Annotated in this window: 19 protein-coding genes; 12 read left to right on the top strand and 7 right to left on the bottom strand. The window is 72.5% G+C overall.

All coding sequences use genetic code 11. The features are described from left to right. Positions 1-7: 7 nt before the first annotated feature. Together ACH5AO_RS24925 and ACH5AO_RS24930 are read left to right on the top strand one after the other, a co-directional pair. Entirely contained in the window at positions 8-775 is a 768-nt protein-coding gene (locus ACH5AO_RS24925; RefSeq protein WP_398928189.1) for a type VII secretion system-associated protein, read from the top strand. A gap of 46 nt (positions 776-821) precedes the next feature. After that, entirely contained in the window at positions 822-1,733 is a 912-nt protein-coding gene (locus ACH5AO_RS24930) for a type VII secretion system-associated protein (RefSeq protein ID WP_398928191.1), read from the top strand. Positions 1,734-1,783: 50 nt separating this feature from the next. On the opposite strand, the gene ACH5AO_RS24935 is transcribed toward ACH5AO_RS24930, so the two are convergent. Beyond that, a complete protein-coding gene (locus tag ACH5AO_RS24935) occupies positions 1,784-2,611 on the bottom strand; it encodes an RICIN domain-containing protein (RefSeq protein WP_398928193.1) in 828 nt (275 codons plus the stop codon). On the opposite strand from ACH5AO_RS24935, the gene ACH5AO_RS24940 reads away from it, so the two are divergent. Next, a complete protein-coding gene (locus ACH5AO_RS24940; protein WP_398928195.1) occupies positions 2,592-3,098 on the top strand; it encodes a hypothetical protein in 507 nt (168 codons plus the stop codon). The two genes, ACH5AO_RS24935 and ACH5AO_RS24940, sit on opposite strands and share 20 nt — an antisense overlap. Positions 3,099-3,174: 76 nt before the next feature. Here ACH5AO_RS24940 and ACH5AO_RS24945 read toward each other — a convergent pair whose 3' ends face one another. Continuing rightward, positions 3,175-5,142, bottom strand: a complete 1,968-nt coding sequence (locus ACH5AO_RS24945) for a BTAD domain-containing putative transcriptional regulator (protein WP_398928197.1) — start codon at positions 5,140-5,142, stop codon at positions 3,175-3,177. A 993-nt stretch (positions 5,143-6,135) separates the two neighbouring features. Here ACH5AO_RS24945 and ACH5AO_RS24950 point away from each other — a divergent pair. Next, on the top strand, positions 6,136-6,543 hold the full coding sequence (locus ACH5AO_RS24950) for a pyridoxamine 5'-phosphate oxidase family protein (RefSeq protein ID WP_398928199.1): 408 nt from the start codon (positions 6,136-6,138) through the stop codon (positions 6,541-6,543). Positions 6,544-6,663: 120 nt separating this feature from the next. Here ACH5AO_RS24950 and ACH5AO_RS24955 read toward each other — a convergent pair whose 3' ends face one another. Together ACH5AO_RS24955 and ACH5AO_RS24960 are read right to left on the bottom strand one after the other, a co-directional pair. Beyond that, positions 6,664-7,251, bottom strand: coding sequence for a protoglobin domain-containing protein (locus ACH5AO_RS24955; protein ID WP_398928201.1), 588 nt, complete (start codon positions 7,249-7,251; stop codon positions 6,664-6,666). A 269-nt stretch (positions 7,252-7,520) separates the two neighbouring features. Further along, the gene (locus tag ACH5AO_RS24960; RefSeq protein WP_398928203.1) at positions 7,521-7,934 is read right to left on the bottom strand and encodes a Fur family transcriptional regulator; all 414 of its coding nucleotides are present in this window, start codon (positions 7,932-7,934) and stop codon (positions 7,521-7,523) included. A 191-nt stretch (positions 7,935-8,125) separates the two neighbouring features. On the opposite strand from ACH5AO_RS24960, the gene ACH5AO_RS24965 reads away from it, so the two are divergent. The 6 genes from ACH5AO_RS24965 to ACH5AO_RS24990 all read left to right on the top strand — a co-directional run bounded on the left by ACH5AO_RS24965 (position 8,126) and on the right by ACH5AO_RS24990 (position 14,668). After that, positions 8,126-9,589, top strand: a complete 1,464-nt coding sequence (locus tag ACH5AO_RS24965) for a catalase (RefSeq protein ID WP_398928205.1) — start codon at positions 8,126-8,128, stop codon at positions 9,587-9,589. A gap of 164 nt (positions 9,590-9,753) precedes the next feature. Continuing rightward, positions 9,754-10,086: an ankyrin repeat domain-containing protein gene (locus ACH5AO_RS24970; protein ID WP_398928328.1), complete on the top strand. Its 333-nt coding sequence runs from the start codon at positions 9,754-9,756 to the stop codon at positions 10,084-10,086. 265 nt (positions 10,087-10,351) lie between these two features. After that, entirely contained in the window at positions 10,352-10,774 is a 423-nt protein-coding gene (locus ACH5AO_RS24975) for a DUF5937 family protein (RefSeq protein ID WP_398928330.1), read from the top strand. A 375-nt stretch (positions 10,775-11,149) separates the two neighbouring features. Next, a complete protein-coding gene (locus tag ACH5AO_RS24980) occupies positions 11,150-12,814 on the top strand; it encodes an HAD-IIIC family phosphatase (RefSeq protein WP_398928207.1) in 1,665 nt (554 codons plus the stop codon). Next, a complete protein-coding gene (locus tag ACH5AO_RS24985; RefSeq protein WP_398928209.1) occupies positions 12,811-14,256 on the top strand; it encodes an FkbM family methyltransferase in 1,446 nt (481 codons plus the stop codon). Before ACH5AO_RS24980 ends, ACH5AO_RS24985 begins: the two co-directional genes overlap by 4 nt. A 28-nt stretch (positions 14,257-14,284) precedes the next feature. Then, the gene (locus ACH5AO_RS24990) at positions 14,285-14,668 is read left to right on the top strand and encodes a cupin domain-containing protein (RefSeq protein ID WP_398928210.1); all 384 of its coding nucleotides are present in this window, start codon (positions 14,285-14,287) and stop codon (positions 14,666-14,668) included. Here ACH5AO_RS24990 and ACH5AO_RS24995 read toward each other — a convergent pair. Beyond that, complete coding sequence (locus ACH5AO_RS24995; RefSeq protein WP_398928212.1) at positions 14,640-15,341, bottom strand: thioesterase II family protein; 702 nt, start codon at positions 15,339-15,341, stop codon at positions 14,640-14,642. The two genes, ACH5AO_RS24990 and ACH5AO_RS24995, sit on opposite strands and share 29 nt — an antisense overlap. A gap of 145 nt (positions 15,342-15,486) precedes the next feature. Between ACH5AO_RS24995 and mmsB the strand changes: the two genes are divergently transcribed. Then, the gene (gene mmsB, locus ACH5AO_RS25000; protein WP_398928214.1) at positions 15,487-16,389 is read left to right on the top strand and encodes a 3-hydroxyisobutyrate dehydrogenase; all 903 of its coding nucleotides are present in this window, start codon (positions 15,487-15,489) and stop codon (positions 16,387-16,389) included. Between the two features lie 206 nt (positions 16,390-16,595). On the opposite strand, the gene ACH5AO_RS25005 is transcribed toward mmsB, so the two are convergent. Further along, positions 16,596-16,982, bottom strand: a complete 387-nt coding sequence (locus ACH5AO_RS25005) for a DUF6009 family protein (protein ID WP_398928216.1) — start codon at positions 16,980-16,982, stop codon at positions 16,596-16,598. A 151-nt stretch (positions 16,983-17,133) separates the two neighbouring features. Beyond that, positions 17,134-18,726 carry a phage/plasmid primase, P4 family gene (locus ACH5AO_RS25010; RefSeq protein WP_398928218.1) on the bottom strand — a complete coding sequence of 531 codons (1,593 nt, stop codon included), beginning with the start codon at positions 18,724-18,726 and terminating at the stop codon, positions 17,134-17,136. A 1,786-nt stretch (positions 18,727-20,512) separates the two neighbouring features. On the opposite strand from ACH5AO_RS25010, the gene ACH5AO_RS25015 reads away from it, so the two are divergent. Further along, positions 20,513-20,902, top strand: a complete 390-nt coding sequence (locus tag ACH5AO_RS25015) for an SsgA family sporulation/cell division regulator (protein ID WP_398928220.1) — start codon at positions 20,513-20,515, stop codon at positions 20,900-20,902. The last annotated feature ends 220 nt before the right edge of the window (positions 20,903-21,122 follow it).

Here is a 21,122-nt window from a genome sequence, read left to right on the forward strand (position 1 = left end):
AGGACACATGAACAGCGACGACACCGTCACCGACGAAGCCGAGGCACGGGAGGACGCCGGTCCCCCCGTCCCCGACGAGATCAAGGAGGCCGCGCGCCAGGCTCCCGACCACTGGCTGGGCATGGTCGATCCGGCGTGGGCCGGTGAGGGCGAGCCACCGAACTGGGCGCTGGTCGGCCAGTGGCGGTCCGGGCTGGACGGCGAGATCGAGGAATGGCGTCCGAACGAGGAGTACCGGCCCTCGCCCCAGGCCCTGGGATGGCCGGCACCGACGGACCCGGTGGACGAGGCGGTCCAGCTGGCGGCCACCGGCTACGGCCCCGGGGACGCGGTCCCGCGGGCGCTGGCCGGGGCGGAGGTGGCCGTACTGCTGGCCCCCGGGGGCGGTCCGCTGTCCGCGACCTCACCCGACGGGGAGGCCGTCGTCCCCGTGTTCACCTCGCCCACCCATCTGCACGTCGGCGGCCGCTACGGCTATGCGCTCATGTCCGTACCGCACCTGCTGGAGCGCATGCCGGACGGCCATGTGCTCTACCTCAACCCCTCGGGGCCGGTCGGCATGACGGTGGACACCGACGCGCTGCGCACCGCCGTCCAGGAGACGTCCGTACAGCGGGAGGAGACGGCGGCGGCACCGCAGGATCCGCCGCCCGCTCCCGTACGCCCGGCCACGACCGGCGGCGACGTGCCGGCCCGGTCCGCACAGCCGAGCGAGACCGCCGAGACAGAGGCCGAGACCGGGGCCGAGGCCACGGCTACGGCTACGGCCGGATGAGCCCCGACGTGTCAGAGATCCCGTACGCACAGCAGGAGTTGCCCACATGACCAGCCCCACCGCATCACCGGGCGACGAGCCCACGGCCGTCCGGCCCGTCCCCACGGAGTCGGGCCCCGCCCCCGCGGACCGGCCCGGTTCCGCGCCCGAGGACGGTTCCGCGCCCGAGGACGGCTCCGCGCCCGAGGACGGCTCCGCCGTGCAGGGCGGTCCCACGGCCGTCCTGAAGGGGCAGGAGGGGTTCCGGGAGCCGCCCGAGGACTTCGTGGACGCCGCCCGGCTGGCCCCCGACCACTGGCTGTCGGTGATCGACCGGCACTGGAGCGGCGTCGACGGCGAGCTGCCGCCCGCCTGGGCGATTCTCGGCCGCTGGCGCAGTGATCTGCGGGGCGAGATCGTCGAGTGGGAGGGGAACCCCGACTACCGGCCCTCCCCGGACGCCTACGGCTGGGAACCGCCCGTCAGCACCGCGGACGCCGCGGCCCGCATCGTGGCCACGGGCTACGACCGGGAGGGACTGCTCGCCCTCGCCCTCGCGGGCACCGAGGTGGCCGTGTGCGTCGACGGCGCCGGCGAGCCGGCCCTGTCCGAGGCACCCGACGGAACGCCCGCCGTGCCGGTCTTCTCCCCCGCACCGCACCTGGCCCAGGACGGGCTGCCGCCGCACGAGGTGATGCCGGTGACCGACCTGCTGGACCGGCTGCCCGACGGCAGCGAGGTGCTGTTCCTGAGCTCCTCCGCCCCGGTGGCCCAGCTCGTCACGGGGGACGCGCTGCGGGCCGCCACGGCCGCGGTGCGGTGGGCCGACGAGGAGGGCGACGAGGAGTGGGTCCCGTCCGCACCGGGCCTGCGCCCCGCCGGACTCGACGACCTGCGGCGCCTGGAGGAGCCGCTGGGCCGGGACGCCGCCGTGGCATCGGCGGTAGGCACGGGAGCGGGCACGCCGGACACGAGGTGAGGACACCGCGGGGCCCGGCCGGCCGGGCCCCGCGGGACGGAACCGAGGGATCAGGGGCGGGCGATCGCCCACTCGTGGTTGTTCTGGTTCTCCGGGGCGCACGGTGTGATCACCAGGTCGCGCCGCTCGTCATCGACGCCGTAGGAGTCCAGGCACATGTTGTTGCCGGCGGCGTTGCGGATCCAGAACTTCCCGTCGGGCTGCTTGTCCAGCCACCACAGCTGGTTGTCGCCCTTGGTGCCGTCGCACGGGAACTCCGTCACCTTCGTCTCGCTGCCGACACTTCCGTAGCCGGGCAGGTCCAGGCACATGCTGTCCATCACGTTGCGGATCTGGAACAGGGGCACGCCCCCCGGCCCGGCACCGGAGTACCGCTTCTCCAGGTTCCACAGCTGGTTGTCGTCCGGCGCGCCGTTGCAGTCGGCGTGGATGATCGGGCCGTCGACGGTACCGCTGGCGAAGTTGGGGATGTCCACGCACGTGCCGTTCGTGTTGTTCCTGATCAGAACCTTCGTCAGGACGGCCGGCAGGGACGACGGCGCCTTCTTGCCCGCGCTCTTCTCGCTCTTCTCGCTCTTCGTGCCCGCCGTGCCGGAGGCCGGGGGCGCGGAGGGCGGTTCCGCGACGGAGGGCTCCCCGGCCGCCTTCGGCTTCTCCTTCGGCTTCTCCTCGGTCTTCTCCTTCGGCTCCTTCTTCTTCACCGGGGACGGCGACTCGGCCACGAAGGCGCCCGCCGGGGAGCCCCCGCCGTCGATGACGGTGTCGGAGACGCTGTCGGTGCTGACCTTCTTCTCGTCGTCCTCGTCGCCGCCGGTCGCCATCATCAGCAGGGGGACGGCGATGAGGAGCGCGCCCGCCATGGCGGCACCGGCCAGCATGGGCTTCCTGGGCCGGCCGGGGTCGCCCTCGTCGGGGTCCGAGGGGGCGCCGCCCGAGCCCGCCGACGCGGACGCCGCCGCCCCCTCGGTACGGCCGTCGGGGGCACCGGCCGCCCGGCCGGCGGCGGAGGACGCCCTCGAACCCGCTCCGGTTCCTTCCGCACGCGCCGGAGCCGCAACCGCGGTCTCACCTTCCGCGGTGCCGGACTCCTCACCCGCCCGCGCCCGCGTCCGCGGACGGGACGGCACCGGCGCGGTCGAGGTCGCGGTGTCACCGTCCCGCGCGCGCGGGACGGACGTGGACGTGTCGCCGGGCCGGGTGCGCCCGCTCCCGGCCCCCTCCTCCTCCCTCGAGGCCGGAGCCGAACTCGTGGTAGCGGCGCGGGTGTTCCCGCTGCCGGTGAGCCGGGCCGCCACGGACCCGGCATCGGGGGAGCGGGCGGCGCCCTCCCCGGGGGCGGACGTCCCGCCCGGACTCTGCTGCTGATCGGACATGTAATTCCCCTCTGGCCCCGTGCGCGTCCTTCGAGGCGGTGGCAGGTGGTGCGGCGGATACGGTCGTTTCAGTCACGGTGGTCGGGTTTCGAACGGCGGGCCGGCGGCGAGACCATGACCGGCGCCATCGGCCCCGCCGCCTTCAGATGGCCCGCGAGGCGCACCGGGTCGCTGTCCGGCCGGCCGGACAGCGCACGGGCGACAGCGGTGTGCAGCAACTGCCGGGAGGACGGGGCCAGCGCGCCGAGCAGTACATCGGCGACGAGTTCGGGCACCCGGTAGTGCCCGTCCGCCGCCGATTCCTGATCGGCGTGCCAGACGAGCAGCCTGGCCGTCACCGCGTCGTCGATCAGCGGCAGCAGCCGTTCACGCTCGACGCCCTGGATGTCCGCGGCGAGTTCCACATCAAGGCGTCCACCGTCGGCGGCGGCGTGCGCGAGCATCGACCTGGCCGGGGCGGGAAGCGGGGACAACCGGGCCTGGATGATGCTGCGGACGGCCGCCGGCACCGTCGCCGACGGCCCCGTCCGCTGCCAGGGCGGCAGCTTCAGCAGCTCGTTCAGCACGAAGGGGTTGCCCGCGCTGCGCCGGTGCAGCGCCGCCGCCGGTTCCGGACCGGCGTCCTCCTCGCGGGCCGAGAGCAGCTCGGCCACGTCCTCGCTGTCCAGGGGGCCGAGGTGCAGCCACGTGGTGTCGAGGCGGGCCAGCTCCGCGAGCAGGGCGCTGACCGGGGGGAGTTGTGTGTCGGCCACGGCGCAGACGACGGCGAGGGGAGCGTCCCGCAGTGCCGGGGCGAACCGGCGCAGCATGTCGTGGACGGCGGGCGTCGCCCGGTCGAGGTCGTCGACCACGCACAGCACCGGTGCCCGTCCGGTCTCCTCTTCGGGAGCGGACGGCGGCCGCCCGTCGGCGGCGTCCCCGGCCACGGCGTCCGCACCGGGCGCGTACAGGGATTCCAGCAGCCGTACGACCGGGGACCGGAGGGCCGTGCCGTCGCCGGCCGGCTCCTGGGCGTGGTCGGCCCTGACCACGGTGAGCCCGGACCGGGCGGCCTGCGCGGCGACCTCGTCCAGCAGCCTGGACTTGCCGGTGCCCTGCTCGCCGGAGACGACGGCCCACCGGGTGCGGTGCGCCGCGGCGCTCTCCAGCAGCCCCCGCAGCTCGGAGAGTTCCCGGGCCCGCCCCACCAGGGGCATCGGGGCGGGCGGGTGCGCGGGCGACGACGCGGTGACGGTCCCGGCCAGCCGGGGGGTGCCGAGGACGCCGGTGTCGTGCCGCAGGATGGCGGTGTGCAGGTCCCGCAGGCCGGGGGAGGGGTCGAGGCCCAGTTCCCGGGCCAGCATGGTCCGAAAGTGTTCGTACTGACGGAGCGAGTCCACGGGCCGTCCGGCCGTGTACAGGGCGCGCATGAGGAGGGACCAGGAGGCCTCCCGGAGGGGCGCCGTGGCCACGAGCTCCTCGGCCGCCTGGACCGCCCGCTCCTTGTCACCCTGGTGGATCAGGATAGTGGTCCGCAGTTCCCTCGCGTCCTGGCGGGCCGAGCCGAGGCGGGTCCTCTCCCGCTGCGCGAAGGCGTGGTCGGCGGCTTCCCCGAGAGCGGTACCGCGCCACAGGGCGAGCCCCGTCTCTATCTCGCGGCGCGCCTGGGCGAGCCGCCCCTGCCCGAGGGCTTCCCGCGCCCTGCTCACCGCCTCGTCGAACTCGGTGGTGTCCCGGGCCTCCTGCGGCACGTGCAGGGAGTAACCCGCCGGACCGCTGACGAGCACCGTCGGCCTCACCCTGCGGACCGGTTCCAGCACCGAGCGCAGCCGGCTGACGTGGGCGCGGATGGAGGACACCGCCGCCATCGGCCGGTCACCCTGCCACAGGGACTTGGCCAGCTCCGTCAGGGAGACGGGCCTGCCGTTCTCGATCAGGAGCCGGATGAGCAGCACTCTGCGCTGACGGGGCCCCAGGTCGAGGAGTTCCCCGTCGCGTCGTACCTCGAGGGGGCCGAGCACGCTGTAGCACGTGTCCTGCCCATGACGTGCGTTCACTTGCGTCCGTTCGCCTTCCACCTGCATCGCCGGGACACGTCCCGGCGACCCGCAACACGGTAGCTGTGACGTTATTACTTGGCAGTGCCAATATATGGGCCGCGATCGGCCCTGACAAGCCCTGAACCCGGCCGCGGCGAGCGGACATTTGTGACGTCCGATGGCACATCACCCGCCGAATTGTTTTTTCTTGTCGTGTACAAGCCCGTCGACCGGTTTTCCTTGTCCGATGCTTGCTCAGCGTGTTGTCCACGGCCGGCCCGCGGCGGCGGCGGCCTCGCAACGCGCCGAAATGTCCGCCGGCCGGGGTGAACCGATGCGCGGTGCGCGGCGTTGTGCGGGTGTGGGCCCGCGCCGTCCGTGTTTCCCGGGCGGCCGGATGGCGTTGACTGCCCAGTCGTTCCCTCCGCGGCCGGCGGTCACGCGCACGCCCTCATCGGCCTTTGTTCCGGGAGACGAAGGCCGAGCAGGTCAGGGCCCGGTGCTGAGCGGTCCCGGGTCCTGGCCGCTCGGAAGGGTGCCGGAGAGTTCGGACGGAGCCGTGTCCGCGGCACGCCCCCCGACTCCCGCGGAGACGGTCCTCGCGCGGCATGGACCCATTTCCTCCGCACGAGGAAGGGGCCGACGAATACCCCACTCCTTCGTCCGTGATCCAGCGGAAAACATGACGGGTCCGGCACACTCGGCGCGTGTGCCGGACCCGTCCGTCGGATCAGCTGCCGGTCACTCCCCGGCGGCCGCCTTCTTCTCGCGCGGGAAGAACATCGCGGCGCCGCCCGCGGCCACCAGGGCCACCGCGATGCCCGCGATGACCGTATGCGCGTGGCGACTGCTCCACGACGGACCGCGGGGTCCGGTTCACGGTGCGGGCTGTGACGAACGACGGATTCCCGTGGGACCCGGCCGGCCGGGGCACTCCGTACGATGTGGGGGCACGGCAGTGCCGTCCCCCTCCCGTCCCCCGTAGCCGCGCCGCTCGCGCAAGGAGATCCAGTGCCCGCCGCAGACCCGCCCCCGTCCGACGACGCGTTCTGGCAGGAGCGCCGCATCTGCTTCCTGACCACCCTGCGCCCCGACGGCACCCCGCATCAGGTCCCGGTCGGTGTCACCTACGATCCCGGGACCCGGGTCGCCCGGGTGATCAGCAGCGTGCACAGCAAGAAGGTCCGCAACGTCGTCGCCGCGGGCCCGGGCGCCCGCGTGTCCGTCAGCCAGGTCGACGGCCGCCGTTGGTGCACCCTGGAGGGCACGGCCGTGGTCCGCGACGACGCGGAGTCGGTCGCCGAGGCCGAACGACGGTACGCCGAGCGCTACCGGCAGCCGCGGGTCAATCCCGAGCGTGTGGTCATCGAGATCGCCGTCGACCGGGTCATGGGCACGGTGAAGCCCCCGGGCTGGTGAGCCACGGGCCCTGGGCTGGTGAGTCACGGACCCCGGCCGGGGGCGGTCACGGCCCGCACCACCACTCCGGCGACGGCCGGACCGGTGGTGCGGGAGGCGCGTGCCGACGGGGTGCGGGACCTACCAGCCCTCGGTCAGGTACGGCCGGGTCCACAGGGCGACCTGGAGGGTGACGGACTTGAACCACGCCTGGTACATGGCCTCCACCTCCTCCTCGCTGTGGCCGGCGGCGGCCAGGAACGGCCGTATGGTGGCGGTGATGGGGTAGATGAAGGCCACCATGTAGCGCATCGACACGTTGGGCACCGAGCGCACGTGGTCGGTGCGGTTCTTCTTCGCCGGTGTGTGCCGCACGGCGATCTCCTGCTGGTACGCGAGCCACTCGGCGTCGTAGGGCCGCGTGCAGGTGTCCTCGATCCACTTGCCGAAGCGGTGACGCACCGCGGCGAGGTACTCGCCGACGGGCTCTCCCTCCGGAGTGGAGAAGTACGCCACGAGGTGCTTGTTCGCCCCGACGAATCCGTACCAGACGTCGAGCACCTCCTCGACCCGGTCCTTCAGCACGTCCCAGGCCTGCCGCAGCGCGGCCTCGTCGGCCTCGCCGAACAGCACCGCCGCCTTCAGCTTGTCGAGTTCCTCTACGGACACCGGCGATGCCGGAAGTGTGGAGTCACCGTAGCGGTATCCGGGAACGGTCGCTTCGCTCATTCACTGCTCCTGGTGTTGCCTGGATCCCGCGACGAGGCTTCGCGTTCCGGGCAGGCCTCGGCCCGCCTCCGCACCTCCACGGGGGTCGCTTTCCGCGACCAGTTAGTGGCAGTGCCAACAATATGGGCTCGCGGCGAGGCCTGCAAGAGATGCGGACGGGATGCACGGGGGCGGGGCGTGCGCGGCCATGGCACGCCGCGCGCGCACCGGCCGCGGGAGACGACGGTGCGCGCGGGAAAGTGAGGTGGGGGGAGCGGGACGACCCGCCGTCAGGCGGTGCAGTGCGGGCAGAGGCCCCGGTACGTCAACTCGACGTCGAGGACCGTGTAACCGAAGCGTTCCCGCTCCGGCGGCTCCGCGGGGAGGCCGCGTGCGGGCGGCACGTCGCGCATCGCGCCGCAGCGGACGCAGACCAGATGGTGATGGGGGCGGTGCGCGTTGGGGTCGTAGCGCTTGGCCCGGTCGCTGGTCGAGACCTCCAGGAGCTCGCCCCGGCTCACCAGTTCGCCCAGGATGCTGTAGACCGTCGCCCGGGAGATCTCGGGCAGCCGCTCCACCGCGCGCGCATGCACCTCGTGGGCCGTCAGGTGGATGTGGTCCCCGTCGAGAACCTCGGCCACGACGCGCCGCTGCGCGGTCAGCCGCCAACCGCCTTGCCGGAGCCGCCTCAGGAGATCACTCACGCGGCCGAGCGTAACAGCGACGGCCATCCGCACAAGAAGCAATCTTTGTCTGGATGTTGCTTTGGCTTAGATCAGGTCCAATGTACTGTGTGGGCTGATGCGAGCGGCGGGGCAGCCCGCGCGGACACTCGGCCGGCCAGGACCGCCGGGCCCTCGAACGCAACTGAAGAACCGTCACCGAGGAGCATGCCTTGCCCGAGAACAACCAGAAGCCGTTGACCACGGTCGCCGGTGCACCGGTGCCCGACAACCAGAATTCCATGACGTCCGGTCCGCGCGGCCCGATGCTCCTGCAGGACGTGTGGTTCCTGGAGAAGCTCGCGCACTTCGACCGTGAGGTGATCCCGGAGCGTCGCATGCACGCCAAGGGTTCGGGTGCGTTCGGCACCTTCACGGTGACCCATGACATCACGCGGTACACGAGCGCGAAGATCTTCTCGGAGATCGGCAAGCGGACCGAGCTGTTCGTGCGGTTCTCCACCGTCGCCGGCGAGCGCGGCGCGGCCGACGCCGAGCGCGACATCCGCGGCTTCGCCGTGAAGTTCTACACGGAGGAGGGCAACTGGGACCTCGTGGGGAACAACACCCCGGTGTTCTTCTTCCGCGACCCGCTGAAGTTCCCGGACCTCAACCACGCGGTGAAGCGCGACCCGCGCACCAACCTGCGCGACGCCGAGAACAACTGGGACTTCTGGACCAACCTCCCCGAGGCCCTGCACCAGGTCACGATCGTGATGTCGGACCGCGGCATCCCCGCGTCGTACCGGCACATGCACGGCTTCGGCTCGCACACCTACAGCCTGGTCAACGCCGAGGGCGAGCGGTTCTGGGTCAAGTTCCACCACCGCACCCAGCAGGGCATCAAGAACCTCACCGACGCCGAGGCCGGGGCGCTCATCGGCAAGGACCGCGAGTCGCACCAGCGCGACCTCTTCGACGCGATCGAGAGGGGCGACTTCCCGAAGTGGAAGCTGTTCATCCAGGTCATGCCGGAGGTCGACGCGGAGAACTACCGCTTCCACCCCTTCGACCTCACCAAGGTCTGGTCGAAGAAGGACTACCCGCTGATCGAGGTCGGTGAGTGGGAGCTCAACCGCAACCCCGACAACTACTTCGCGGACGTGGAGCAGGCCGCCTTCACCCCGGCGAACGTGGTTCCGGGCATCGGCTTCTCCCCCGACCGGATGCTGCAGGGCCGGTTGTTCTCCTACGGTGACGCCCAGCGCTACCGCCTCGGTGTCAACCACCACCAGATCCCCGTCAACCGGCCGAGGAACCCGGTCAACTCCTACCACCGCGACGGCTCCATGCGCGTCGACGGCAACCAGGGAGCCACCCCGGGCATCGAGCCCAACTCCTACGGGCGCTGGCAGGAGCAGCCGGCCTACCGCGAGCCGAGCCAGGCCGTGGGCGCCGTCGCCGACCGCTTCGACTTCCGCGCGGACGACGACAACTACTTCGAGCAGCCCGGCGACCTGTTCCGCCTGATGAGCCCCGAGCAGCAGCAGGTGCTCTTCGAGAACACGGCGCGCGCCATCGACGGGGCGTCGCAGCGGACCGTCGAGCGGCACATCGCCAACTGCACCCAGGCGGACCCGGCCTACGGCGAGGGCGTCCGCAAGGCGATCGAGGCACTGGCCGCCGGCACCCTCTGAGCCAGGCCGTCCGGGCGGACTCGATACGCCCGTACCACCCCCGCGCGGGCACGGTCGCGTGCCCGCGCGGGGCATCGAGCAGCACGACCGCATGAGAGCAGGAGGTACGCGTGAACGGCGGTGGACTGACTCCCGAGCAGACGGAACGCGTCGTGGCCATCGCGATGGACCTGGCCCGCGAGGGCAGCACCAAGCAGCTGCTGGAGTTCGTGGAGCACGGCCTGCCGGTGGACACGCGCGATCCGGCCGGCAACACCCTCCTCATGCTTGCCGCCTACCACGGCCACGCCGACACGGTACGGGCCCTGATCCGGCTCGGCGCCGACCCGGACCTGCGCAACGCCCGGGACCAGGCTCCCATCGCGGGCGCCCTGTTCAAGGGCGCGGACGACGTGGTGACGGTACTGCGGCTGGCCGGCGCGGACCTGGACTCCGGCACACCGACCGCACGGGCCGCGGCGTCCATGTTCGGCCGCGACCACCTGCTGGCGGGCTGATCCGCCCACGGCCCGAGTCGCGGACCGGTCAGGGACCGGTGGCCGATGGCCGGTGACCGGCGGCCACGGTCGGTGATCGGCGTACGGCTCCGCGGCCGCACCGGGAATCGGGGGCCGCGGGCCGCACGAGCCGCGGCCGCCGCGGAGCGGCGCCGGCTTCCGCCGAGGCCGTGCCCGTCGACGGCGCGGTGCGCCGTGGGGACATGAGCGTGCACCTCGGCATCGCGGGCTGCGACGGGAGAGGGCCGCCGCCGTACCCTCGCCCCTGGCCGGGCTCGGCACGGCGCCGCACGCGTCGCCCGAACCGGGTCACCCCCCGGAACCGGGGACCTGGACGCCCGGAGCCGCCGCCCGGTTCGACTCCCGTCCGGCCGACCGGATGCGCGAGGCCGGCTTCCTGCGGCGGGCGGCCTTCCCGGACCTGTCCATGCCGCTCGCCGGTGTCACCGGCCGCACCGCACTGCCCGGCTCCACCCTCGCCGAGGCCCTGGACCTGCTCGACAGGCCGCCCGACGAGCAGTTGGTGGACGCGGCCGCTCGATTTCACCCGCCGCGCCCCGCCGTACGGCACCGGCCCGGCCTCGCCGCCGTCGGCCGAGCGGCTCGCCCCGCGGACGACGGCGCTCGCCCACCCGGTCGGGCTGCGCATCAGCCGCTGCCCGGCGCGCGGCGCGTACACCACGAGTGAGCCGGCCCGGGTGACCGGTACGACGGCTCCGGAGATCTCCCGGCACCCGGACGTGCTGAGGAAGGCCGGCCTGATCACCCCCCGCCGGAGCCCTCGTGAGCGACCGCGCCGGGACCTTCGCCGGCCACGCCGCTGCCCGCGGTACAGGTCCGGGCACGCGACCGAACCGGACGACCCGTCAAGTCCCCTGGTTCCCCCACGGGTTCATCCGTAGAACATAAGCCGCATACGTGCCGGACGGTCATCTTCGCCGCAAGCGCAACGTTGCGGGGGTGCCCCCGCCGGATTAGATTGGCAGTGCCAACTTTTTGTGAGTCCGTGGTGCGGCCGCATGCTGCGCGACGGCCGCCACGCGAAGTCAACCGAGGGGAACAGATGCCTGACTCACCCGGGCCCACGACCCGTGACGTGATCACCGTGGCCGCGACCTTCACCGTCGAACCGCTGCTGCCGCTGCTGCGCGACGCGCTGGAGCACACAGGTGCCCCGCACCTCGTGGAGGCCGCGCCGTACGGTCAGCTCGCCGAACAACTGCTCTCCCCGTCCAGCCACTTCGCCCGCGACACCGGCGGCCTCAACGTCGGGCTGATCAGGACCGCGGACTGGGCGGGAGGCACCGCCGACGGTGCGGACGAAGCGGCCACCCCGGCCGGTCAGGCCGACGCGTTCGTCGCGGCGGCGAAGGAGTTCGCCGCCAGGCACGGAACACCCACGGTCTTCGTCGTGTGCCCCGGACCACCCGGACCCCAGCCCGCCGATGCCGCTGATCCCGCCGACCCTGCCGCCTCCCGGCTGCTCACCGGTCTCGCCCGGGTGCCGGGCCTCGCGGTGATCGACGCCGAGGAGTGGTTCGCCGCCCACGACGGCCTGGACGTGCACGACACCGAGTCCGCCGACATCGCCCACATCCCGTACACGGAGGAGGCGTTCGCCGCACTGGCGATCGGCCTGACCCGGGTGGCGCACTCCCTCCTCGCCCGCCCCCGCAAGGTGATCGCCGTCGACTGCGACGACACCCTGTGGGGCGGCGCCTGCGGTGACCGCGAGCCCGCCGACCTGGAGATCACCCCCCGGTTCCTGGGCGTCCAGCGCTTCCTGCGGCGCAAGCACGACGAGGGCTTCGTCCTCGCCCTGTGCAGCCGCAACGACCCGGACAGCGTGGAGCGGGTCTTCGCCGAGCGGGCCGACGACCTGGCGATCGCCCGCCGGCACTTCGTCGCCGCGCGGATCAACTGGGAGCCGAAGTCGCGGAACCTCGTCTCCCTCGCCGAGGAACTGCGGCTCGGGGTCGACAGCTTCGTCCTCGTCGACGACAACCCGTACGTGTGCGCCGAGGTCGCCGAGTCCCTGCCCGGCGTCACCGTGCTGCACGTGGACCCCGGATCCGACCCGCAAGCCGTGCTGGGCGGCTGCTGGGAGCTGGACCGGTTCTTCTCCACCGCCGAGGACCGCACCCGCAACGACGGCTACCGGGCCGACGCCCTGCGCCGGGAGGCGGCCGCCGGCCTGGCGGACACCTCCCGACTCAACGAACGACTCGGCACCGTCGTCGTGGCCCGCCGCGCGGACCCGGCCGAACTGCCGCGCATCACCCAACTGCTGTCCCGCACCAACCAGTTCACCTCGGCCACGGTGCCGAGCGGGGACGTTTCCGCCCTGCTGGCCCGCGGCGGAACCGACGCCTGGACGGCCACCCTGCGCGACCGGTTCGGCGACTACGGCACCATCGCCACCGCCGTCACCACCAGGACGGACGACGGCGGGGTCCGCGTGGAGTCCTTCGCGATGAGCTGCCGGGCCCTGGAACGGGGCGTGACCGAGGCCCTGTTCGCGGAGATCGCCGAGGACGGCGACGTCGACGCGCTCCGCGTGAGGTTCCGCCGGACCGGACGCAACGGGCCCGCCCTGGACTTCCTGCGCACACACGGCCGGACCGGCTCCACGGACGCCGCCGACGCCGACGACGTGTTCACGGAAGAGGTCTACGTCGTCCCGGCGGCCGCGTTCACCCCGTCACCCTCCGAAGGAGGCACACCATGACGTACTCCCGCACCTCCTCCCCCCTCACCCCGCAGGGCCTGATCGACCGCACCCGCACCCGCGCGCTCCACACGGCGCGCACCGCCGACCGGATCGAGGAGTTCCTGCGCCTGCAGAACGGCGTCCACGCCGCCGAGGTCCGGGCCGCCCCCGAGGACGGCCGGCTGCGGGCCACCGTATGGGTCGAGGACAACCCGTACGGGCTGCCGCACCGGACCCTGCCCGACGGCACACCCCTCTACGAGCTGAACACCTATGAGACGGACTACCTCCTGAAGGAGATCTTCGAGGACCGCGTCTACGCCGCCGGCGGGTTCCGGATGCCGGAGCGGCCCCTGATCATCGACATCGGTGCGAACATCGGCCTGTGCTCGCTGTACATGGCGCGCACCCACCCCGGGGCGACCGTCTACGCCTTCGAGCCGTCCCCCGACGCCTTCACCGCCCTGGCCGCCAACGTCACCGGACTCGGTCTGCCCGTCGTGGTGCTGCCCTGGGCCGTCGGCGGCGCCGACGGCACCGCGACCATGACGGTGTACCCGGGCGCGACGGTCTACTCCGGCCTGTACGCGGACGGCACCGGCGACCACGCCGCCATCAGCGCGGCCATCGACGCCGCCGCCGGCACCGGAACCGAGGCCGGCACCCGGCTCGCCGGGGAGATCGCCGTCACCCGGATGCGCGGTGCCCGTCCGGCCCGCGTGACGGTGACCGCACTGCACGAGGTGCTGGCACGCCTCGGTGGCGCCACGGTGGACCTGCTGAAGCTGGACGCCGAAGGCGCGGAGGCGGACATCCTCGGCTCGCTGGACGGGAGCGACTGGAGGCGCATCCGGCAGATCGTCATGGAGGTCCACCACGAGGCCGACGTGACGGCCCTGGTCGCCCTGCTGACGGCGGCCGGTTACGACTGCCGGGTGGAGAGCGTGCCCGCGCTGCGCGGCACCGGATACCGCAACGTGTACGCGGTCCGGCGGGACGGACCCGCCGGGCGGACCCCGCCGGGACCGGACGCCGCGCACCCCGCGCCGCTGGTGTCCGTACCGCCTCCGGGCCCCGACGAACGGCTGCGGCAGGCCCTGGACGCCTTCCTCGGCGACGACCGGCCGCGGGTCGAGCTGGAGGTACGGCGCGGCGCGCCCGCCGCCGGCACACCCGCGGGCACGGACGGCTCGACGACCCCGCCCGGTGCCGGTACCGCGGACCCCTCGCCCGCCGACCCGGAGACACTCGCCGCCGTCACCGCCCTGTGGACGGACCTGCTGGGCCGGCCGGCGGGCCCCGGGGACGACTTCTTCGCCGTCGGCGGCACCTCACTGGCGGCCGTACGGATGCTCGCGCGCCTGCGCGAGCGGTTCGGCGGCGGACTGGGCCTGGCGGACCTGCTGGAGGACCCGACCCCTTCGGGCCTCGCCACCCGCCTCACCGCCCGCCTCACCTGACCCTTCACCCGAAAGGACAACTGACACCATGATCGTCAACACCCCCGCCGAGTACACCGACTCGCTGGAACCGCTGCCGGAGAAGTACCGGAAGGTCTTCTCGGGCGAGGCCCAGCTGACCGACCTCTTCCCCTCCGAGGAGCAGCACACCTCCAGCGTGCTGCTGGTCCGCTTCGAGGAGGGCGTCCGCAACCACTGGCACCGGCACACCGGGGGCCAGCTGCTCTACATCACCGAGGGTGAGGGCCACGTGCAGGTGCGCGGGCAGGAGCCGGTGCTGGTGCGGGCCGGCGACGTGGTGGCGTGCCCGCCCGGCGAGGAGCACTGGCACGGCGCCACCGAGAACAGCTCGATGACGCACCTGGCCGTGACCCTCGGCGACATCATCTGGCTGGAGCCGTCCGACGGATGACCTCCCCGAGGAGGCCGGCCAGCCCGGGCAGGCACTCCTCCACCAGGAAGTGGCCGCCGTCCAGGGTGTGCCGGCTGAAGCCGCCCGCCGTGTACGCGGCCCAGCCGGCCACCGCCTCGGGCGGAGCCTCCTCGTCGCGCAGTCCGGCCACCGCGGTGACGGGGCAGGCGGGGGGAGGGCCGGGGGCGGGCCGGTGCAGCGCGGCGGCCCGCAGGTCGGCCCGCAGGACCGGCAGTGCCAGGGCCCGGATCTCGGGATCGGCGAACGGCTCGGCCGGAGCCCCCAGCCGGACCAGCCCGGCAACCAGGTCCTCGTCGGTGCGGTCCGCCCAGGGCCGTACCCCCTCGGGCAGGGGCGCGCCAGGCGGCCGGGAGCCGGAGACGACCAGTTCGGCGGGGGCGCTGGGCAGTGCGGCGGCCACGGCGTGGGCGAGCAGGGCACCCATGCTGTGCCCGTACAGCACGAGGGGTCCGGGCAGGTGCGCCACGGCCGCGGCCAGCGGCCCGGCGAGGGCGTGCAGGGACGGCGCGAAGGGTTCGCGGACGCGCCGCCCGCGGCCCGGCAGCTGGGCGGCGACCACGGTGACGGGCAGCCGGTCCGCGGCCAGCGTCCGGGCCAGCGGGAGGAACGCCGTCGGGGCGGCACCGGCGTAGGGGCAGCACACGAGCGTCACGCGGCCACCCGCACCGAGCGGCCCCTCGCCCAGGGGAACGAGCCAGAGATCGTCAAGAACATCCATAAAAACAACCCATTCAACCACAAAACGCATCAACTCCTGCCCTCTGGCGGCGAGTTGACGTCTCTCGAAGGGAAGCACCATGTCCGAAGCCGGCATCCCGGTGGCCTTCATCGGCCTCGGCACCATGGGCCGTCCGATGGCGGAGCGGCTGATCGCGGCGGGGTACCGCCTCGCCGTGTACGACCGGCTGCCCGAGGCGGTCGACGCCCTCGTCGCCGTCGGCGCGCAAGCCGCCCCCTCCGCACGGAAGGCGGCGGTCGGGGCCCAGGTGGTGATCACGATGCTGCCCGACGGCCCGCACGTCCGCGAGGCCCTCACCGGCCCCGAGGGCGCCCTCGAGGAGATGCCCCCCGGAAGCACGCTGATCGACATGAGCACCATCGACCCGCCGACCAGCAGGGAGCTGGCCGGTCTGGCCGCGCGGCACGGCGTGCGCATGCTGGACGCGCCGGTCAGCGGCTCCAGCGCCGGAGCCGTCGACGGCACCCTCACCGTGATGGTGGGCGGCGACGCCGGCACCCTGGCCGAACTGGAGCCGCTGCTCGCCGTACTGGGACACACCATCGTGCACTGCGGTGACCACGGCGCGGGCGTGTCCGTGAAGCTGGCCAACCAGATCATCGCGGGCGCCTCGATGGTCGCCGTCGCCGAGAGCTACGCGCTCGCCCGGAGCCTCGGCGTCGACCCCAGGCTGCTCTTCGACGTGGTGAGCGCGAGTTCGGGCGACTGCTGGGCGCTGCGCACCCGGCCGCCGGTGCCGGGAGTGGTGGGGACCAGCCCGGCGGAGAACGGTTTCCGGCCGGGCTTCAGGGGCGCGCTGATGCGCAAGGACCTCGACCTCGCGCTCGCCACGGCCGCGGCCCACGCGGTGCCCCTGCCGGTGACCTCCAGGGCCCGGGAACTGTACGCGCGGATGACCGAGGAAGGGCTCGGCGACCAGGACTTCTCGGCGGTGTTCACCCTGCTCACCACGGCCGACTGAACCCCGCCCCGCCTCGCGCCTGCCCCGCCTTGCTCCGCGCCTGCCCTGCGCTGCCTCGTGCCTGCCCGGACGCGGCAGCCGGCACTCGTCCCGGCCGGAGCCGTGACTCTCCGGGACGGTCTGCCGGACGGCCGTGAACTCGTCAGGGCCGCTCGGCCGTGGGCCCGGCACCGATCGAACGATGCGGACGCGTCACGGCCGGGGCACTACCGGCCGGCCGGCGTTACCTCCCCGGAATGGCCCTTCTGGGAGCGGGGGGTCTTCGCGCCGACCCTGCCGGGCTCGATGGTCCGGGGGTCGACGGCTTCTCCCGGGGCCCCCACTTCATAGGGGCCGGTGGGGTTGTTGGGGCGGTCGTGAGGCAGGAGGAAGAAGGTACGACGGGCGAAGAGGCCGCTGTCGGGGTCACGGTCGGCGTCCGTGGTGAGATTGGTGTAACCGACGATGCGGCCGTCGCGTTCATAACGGGGCTTGCCGCGCCGGGTGTTGACCTTGTCCAGGGCCTGGCGGACGTAGTCGAGCTCGTCAGGGCTCTCCAACCACACGACTTCTGCTTCACCGGTGAGCTGGCTGTCGCTCAGCAACGAGCTCATGGCCGCGGACCCTCCTGGTTCTCTTCAGCCGGCCTCCGGCCTGCGGGTGCGTGGTGCGCACCGCTCGTCTTGTACCACGTCCCGCTCGGTATGAGGCCGTGGTGTCCATGGTAAGGCCCGCTGACCGGATGCCACAGGCTACTCTGCGTCATCATGCGGTTCTGTTCTGGTCCGTCGCGGGGGCCGCTGCCCCCGTTTCCTGCTGGTCGGCGTCGGCGAGCAGCGCCAGGCCGGGATAGAGCTTCCTGTCGTTGTTCTTGATCATCTCGGCCGGGGAGGACAGGCCGAGCTCCTGCCGGACGCGACTGGCGAAGGCACGGCTGGTGGCCGGGCGGATGCCCTCGTCCGAACACCAGCGGCCGTAGGTCTCGTACAGCAGTTTCTGTTCGACGCGCAGGTCGGGGTTGGGGTGGCCGTCGCCTCCCCGGGTGCAGCGTTCGCCGATGAAACGGCCGATGTGGTCCTCGGTCTTCTCGTAGGCCTCGGTGGCCAGGCGCACGGAGGCGGGTCCGGTGAGGGAGTCGCGGGTGGCCAGGTAACGGCATGCGCCTTCGATCAGCCAGTGCAGGATGCCCGGCCCTTCGTCGCGGACCAGTTCGGCGGCCAGATTGTCGATCTTGCGCTCGTCGGGGACCTTGCGCTCGAAGGGGATCAGACGCATGCGGCGCCAGAAGGCGTAGCCGCCCGTCCCGACCTCGGGACGGTGGTTGCCCAGGAGCCAGAGTTTGTGGGTGGGCGTGAAGGTGAAGAAATCCTGCCGCATGCGCCGGGCGGTGATCTTGTCGCCGCCGGTGAGGAGCTTCACGCGGGCCTCGTTGAACTTGTCGTTGGGCTTGAGTTCGCTGCACACCACGATGCGACGGCCGTGCAGCTCGGTCAGCTCGGTCGAGTGCTCGGTGAACTTGCCCTTCTCCATCAGGAAACCCGGCGGGGCAGCGTTCGCGTAGTCGCCCAGGACCTGCATCATCACATCCAGCAGGACGCTTTTGCCGTTGGCCCCGGAGCCGTAGAGGAAGGGCAGGACCTGCGCGCCGACGTCACCGGTGACGGAGTAGCCCAGGAGCAGGTGCAGGAAGTCGGTGGCCTCCTTGCCCTTGTCGTCGTCGCCGAAGGTGTCGCGCAAGAACGCCTCCCACCTCGGGATCGGCATGGGCTGCGGACCCACGGTGGTGGCGCGCGCGTGCATGTCGGTGAGCGGGTCGGGTTTGCGCAGCTCGCCGTTCCTGAGGTCGACGACGCCGCTGGGAGTGCACAGGGCGTAGATGTCGCCGTCCAGCACGTCCGGATCCAGGCTCAGTCCGGGGGCGGCCTGAGCCTGCTGCAGCAGGGCCTTCATGCCCGCGGTGGACTGGGTGCGCCTGCGGTGGGCGGCCAGGTCCCGGTCACTGAACAGGCCGCTCGGGTCGGTGCGGGGCATCTGCTCGGCCATGTCGCCGGCCGCCCACACCGCCGCTTTCTGCCCTCCGGTGCGCCGCCAGCGGTACTGGTCCCAGGAGAACCAGCCCAGCCCTTCGACGTGGCGGAACCGGTCGCTGTACAGGCGCGCGAACAGCTTCGCGTTGCCCCGGTCGGTGAGCTCGTCGGGGAGGAGCCCGGACGTCCGCCCGCCGGGCGGCACGGCGGCGGTGGCCTGGGTCGGGACCACCCCTTGACCGGCTGTCGGGCCGAGGTGGGAACTCTGCTGCCGGCGGATCTGTTCGGCTGCGGCCACGGCGTCGAAGCGTGCGGGCTCGGCGCTGCTCATGAGGGTCCTCGAGGAGGGAACGGGCGCGGGGCGCCAGTGGACGGAGCGGACTCGATGATCGCCGCGTCGCGGCGCTGCTGGTGCGGACGCGCGGCCTCGGCTGCCTCAAGCAGCGGTTCCCGTGCTTCCCCTTCACCGAGGTGTCCACCGGGCAGGAGTCCTCCGGCGGTGAAGGCGGCGCGGTCGAGCTCGGGGTCCCGGGCCGGCCGGCGGGGGAGGGCCGCGGGCTGCCGGGCCGGGGCCGCCTCGGGGCTGGAGCCGGTGGAGGAGCGGTAGCGGATTTCCGGGTTCGGGTCGTGGTACCGGACGTGTGGTCCTCCGGACGGGGTACGCACGCGCAGCGTCCGCTCGTCGTCGGCCGGACCGGGCTGCCCGTGCGGGTCGGACCACCATGTCTCGATGCGTTCACTCGAAACGGTGGCAGCATGGAAACCGTGGCACCACTTTTCCGCTGGGACACACGGACACGTTCCGGGAGCAAGGGGGTGAACGGGCCACCCGTCGCGCACGCGCCGGAGGGCCGCAGCGCGACTGTCCGCGGGCTCCGCGGTGGCCGTAGAGCGAGTCGGAACCGGGCCGGGCACTGGACGTCCTTCGGGTTCTTCGAGCCTTCCTGCTCAGCCTTCGGCAGCTGCTCCAGCCTGGCCGGTCCGTGGCTGACGGGACTGACGGGACTGAGGATCTCACTTACGGCACAGAGACTAGCGTACGGAACAACAGCGCACAGGGCTCGCCCACGGCACATTCGGCCTCGCGCATCAAAAGTTCGGATCCCGCTGGTCCCGTGGAGAACAGGACGCGGCAGGGCGGACGAGGACGGGCGGTTCCGGTCCCGCGCCGTGGGCGTTCCCCGCTCGGTCCCGCATTCCATAAGCCCAGGTCAGATGGCTGATACCGGCAAGCGACGGGACTGACGGGACCGAAGGTACCGTATATGAGCCAATCAGCGGTGGTCCTACGCTTCGCTGTCCGCGCGCACAGGCGCGCGCCTGATGGAGACAACTGGACGTCACAGTCCCGTCAGTCCCGTGCCCTTTCCTGAAATGCCGCCTGACCTGGGCTTGTGGGCTGCGGGACCGACGGGACCGAAAGGGTGGCGGCCAGCGGGGGAACCAGCCCCGTCAGGTGCGGTCGGACGCCGACTGTCCTCCTGTCCACGCACGGCCCGGGGCCGTACGGGTGTGCCGCGAGAAAAGCTGTGACGAACAACACTGCATCATGGCGATACGATGAAGACAGTGTCACTGGCGGGACGGGCTGACACATACGGTGTCAGAGGCGCGGTCCGCTCCCGCCCTCGCGGAGACCGGGGTCCCCTTCCGGTACGCGCTGTCACAAACAGGGTGAGCGCCTTGTCTTCTCGGGTGTAGAGCAGGACCGGCCGGCGTCGGTGGGAAGTCGTGGGCCGCACCTCGCGCACGAGCGTCTCCGAGGACAGTGACGAAGGCCATGACACCGAACAGAACAGGGCCTGCCGGGCCGCGACCGATGAGTGGAACCGACGGGTACGGCGGCACCGCCGTGGCGGCCCCCGGGTCCCGGTCGGCCGCCGAACGCCGGGGCCGGGGCCGGAGCCGCAGCGGTGCGTAGCGCGGGTGCCCGGGCCCGCAACGAGCCGGCGCGCCTTCCGGCCGTGACGGGCCGAAGCCGCCCGGACCTCGGGCCCCGCTCCTCCGTCCGCCGTCCCCTCGGCTTCCGACCACTTCGGAGACATTCCATGAGCCCATCCGACGAAACACTCCCGATCCGCGTCCCACATGCGCGCGGCCGTCTTGTGGAAGAGGCCGTGGAAGCCTTCCTCGTGTGCTCCGACAAGGCGACGTCCCCCCTCACGGCCCGCTTCCTCTACGACTGCTCCGACCCCTACGCGGTACGGGTCCGGTTTCCCGCGGTGCACAGCGGACACGCCCCCACCACGTGGACCTTCGCGCGGAGCCTGCTGGAGGAGGGCCGACGCGTCACGTCCGGCGAAGGCGATGTCAGAATCATTCCGTGCGGCTCGGACTACGTGGGCATGGAGCTCCGCAACGACTCGGGGCAGGCACTGATCCTGCTGACCACGAAGAGCCTCTGCCGTTTCCTGTCGGAGACCTACCGGAGGGTCCCGGCCGGTCACGAACACCATCGACTCGACCTCGACGACGTCCTCACGAGGCTCCTCGGCAGGACCCGCTGACGGACGACGGCCCAGCTCGCCGAGACGACCGGGTCCCCCGTGCGGCATCTGCCACGGCGTCCTGAGGACAGGACGCTTCCGCACGCGCGAACACGGCAGGCCCTTCACTGTCGTACGATCACCACCTGGCGGGGTGGCACGGATGCCGCTCGTCACCCGACCAGGGCCAAGGCGTTCCCGGACACCACGGCGTTCGCCGTCGACCCGCTGTCAGCCGCCC

The organism is Streptomyces sp. NPDC018964 (genome assembly GCF_044390325.1).
GTDB lineage: Bacteria > Actinomycetota > Actinomycetes > Streptomycetales > Streptomycetaceae > Streptomyces.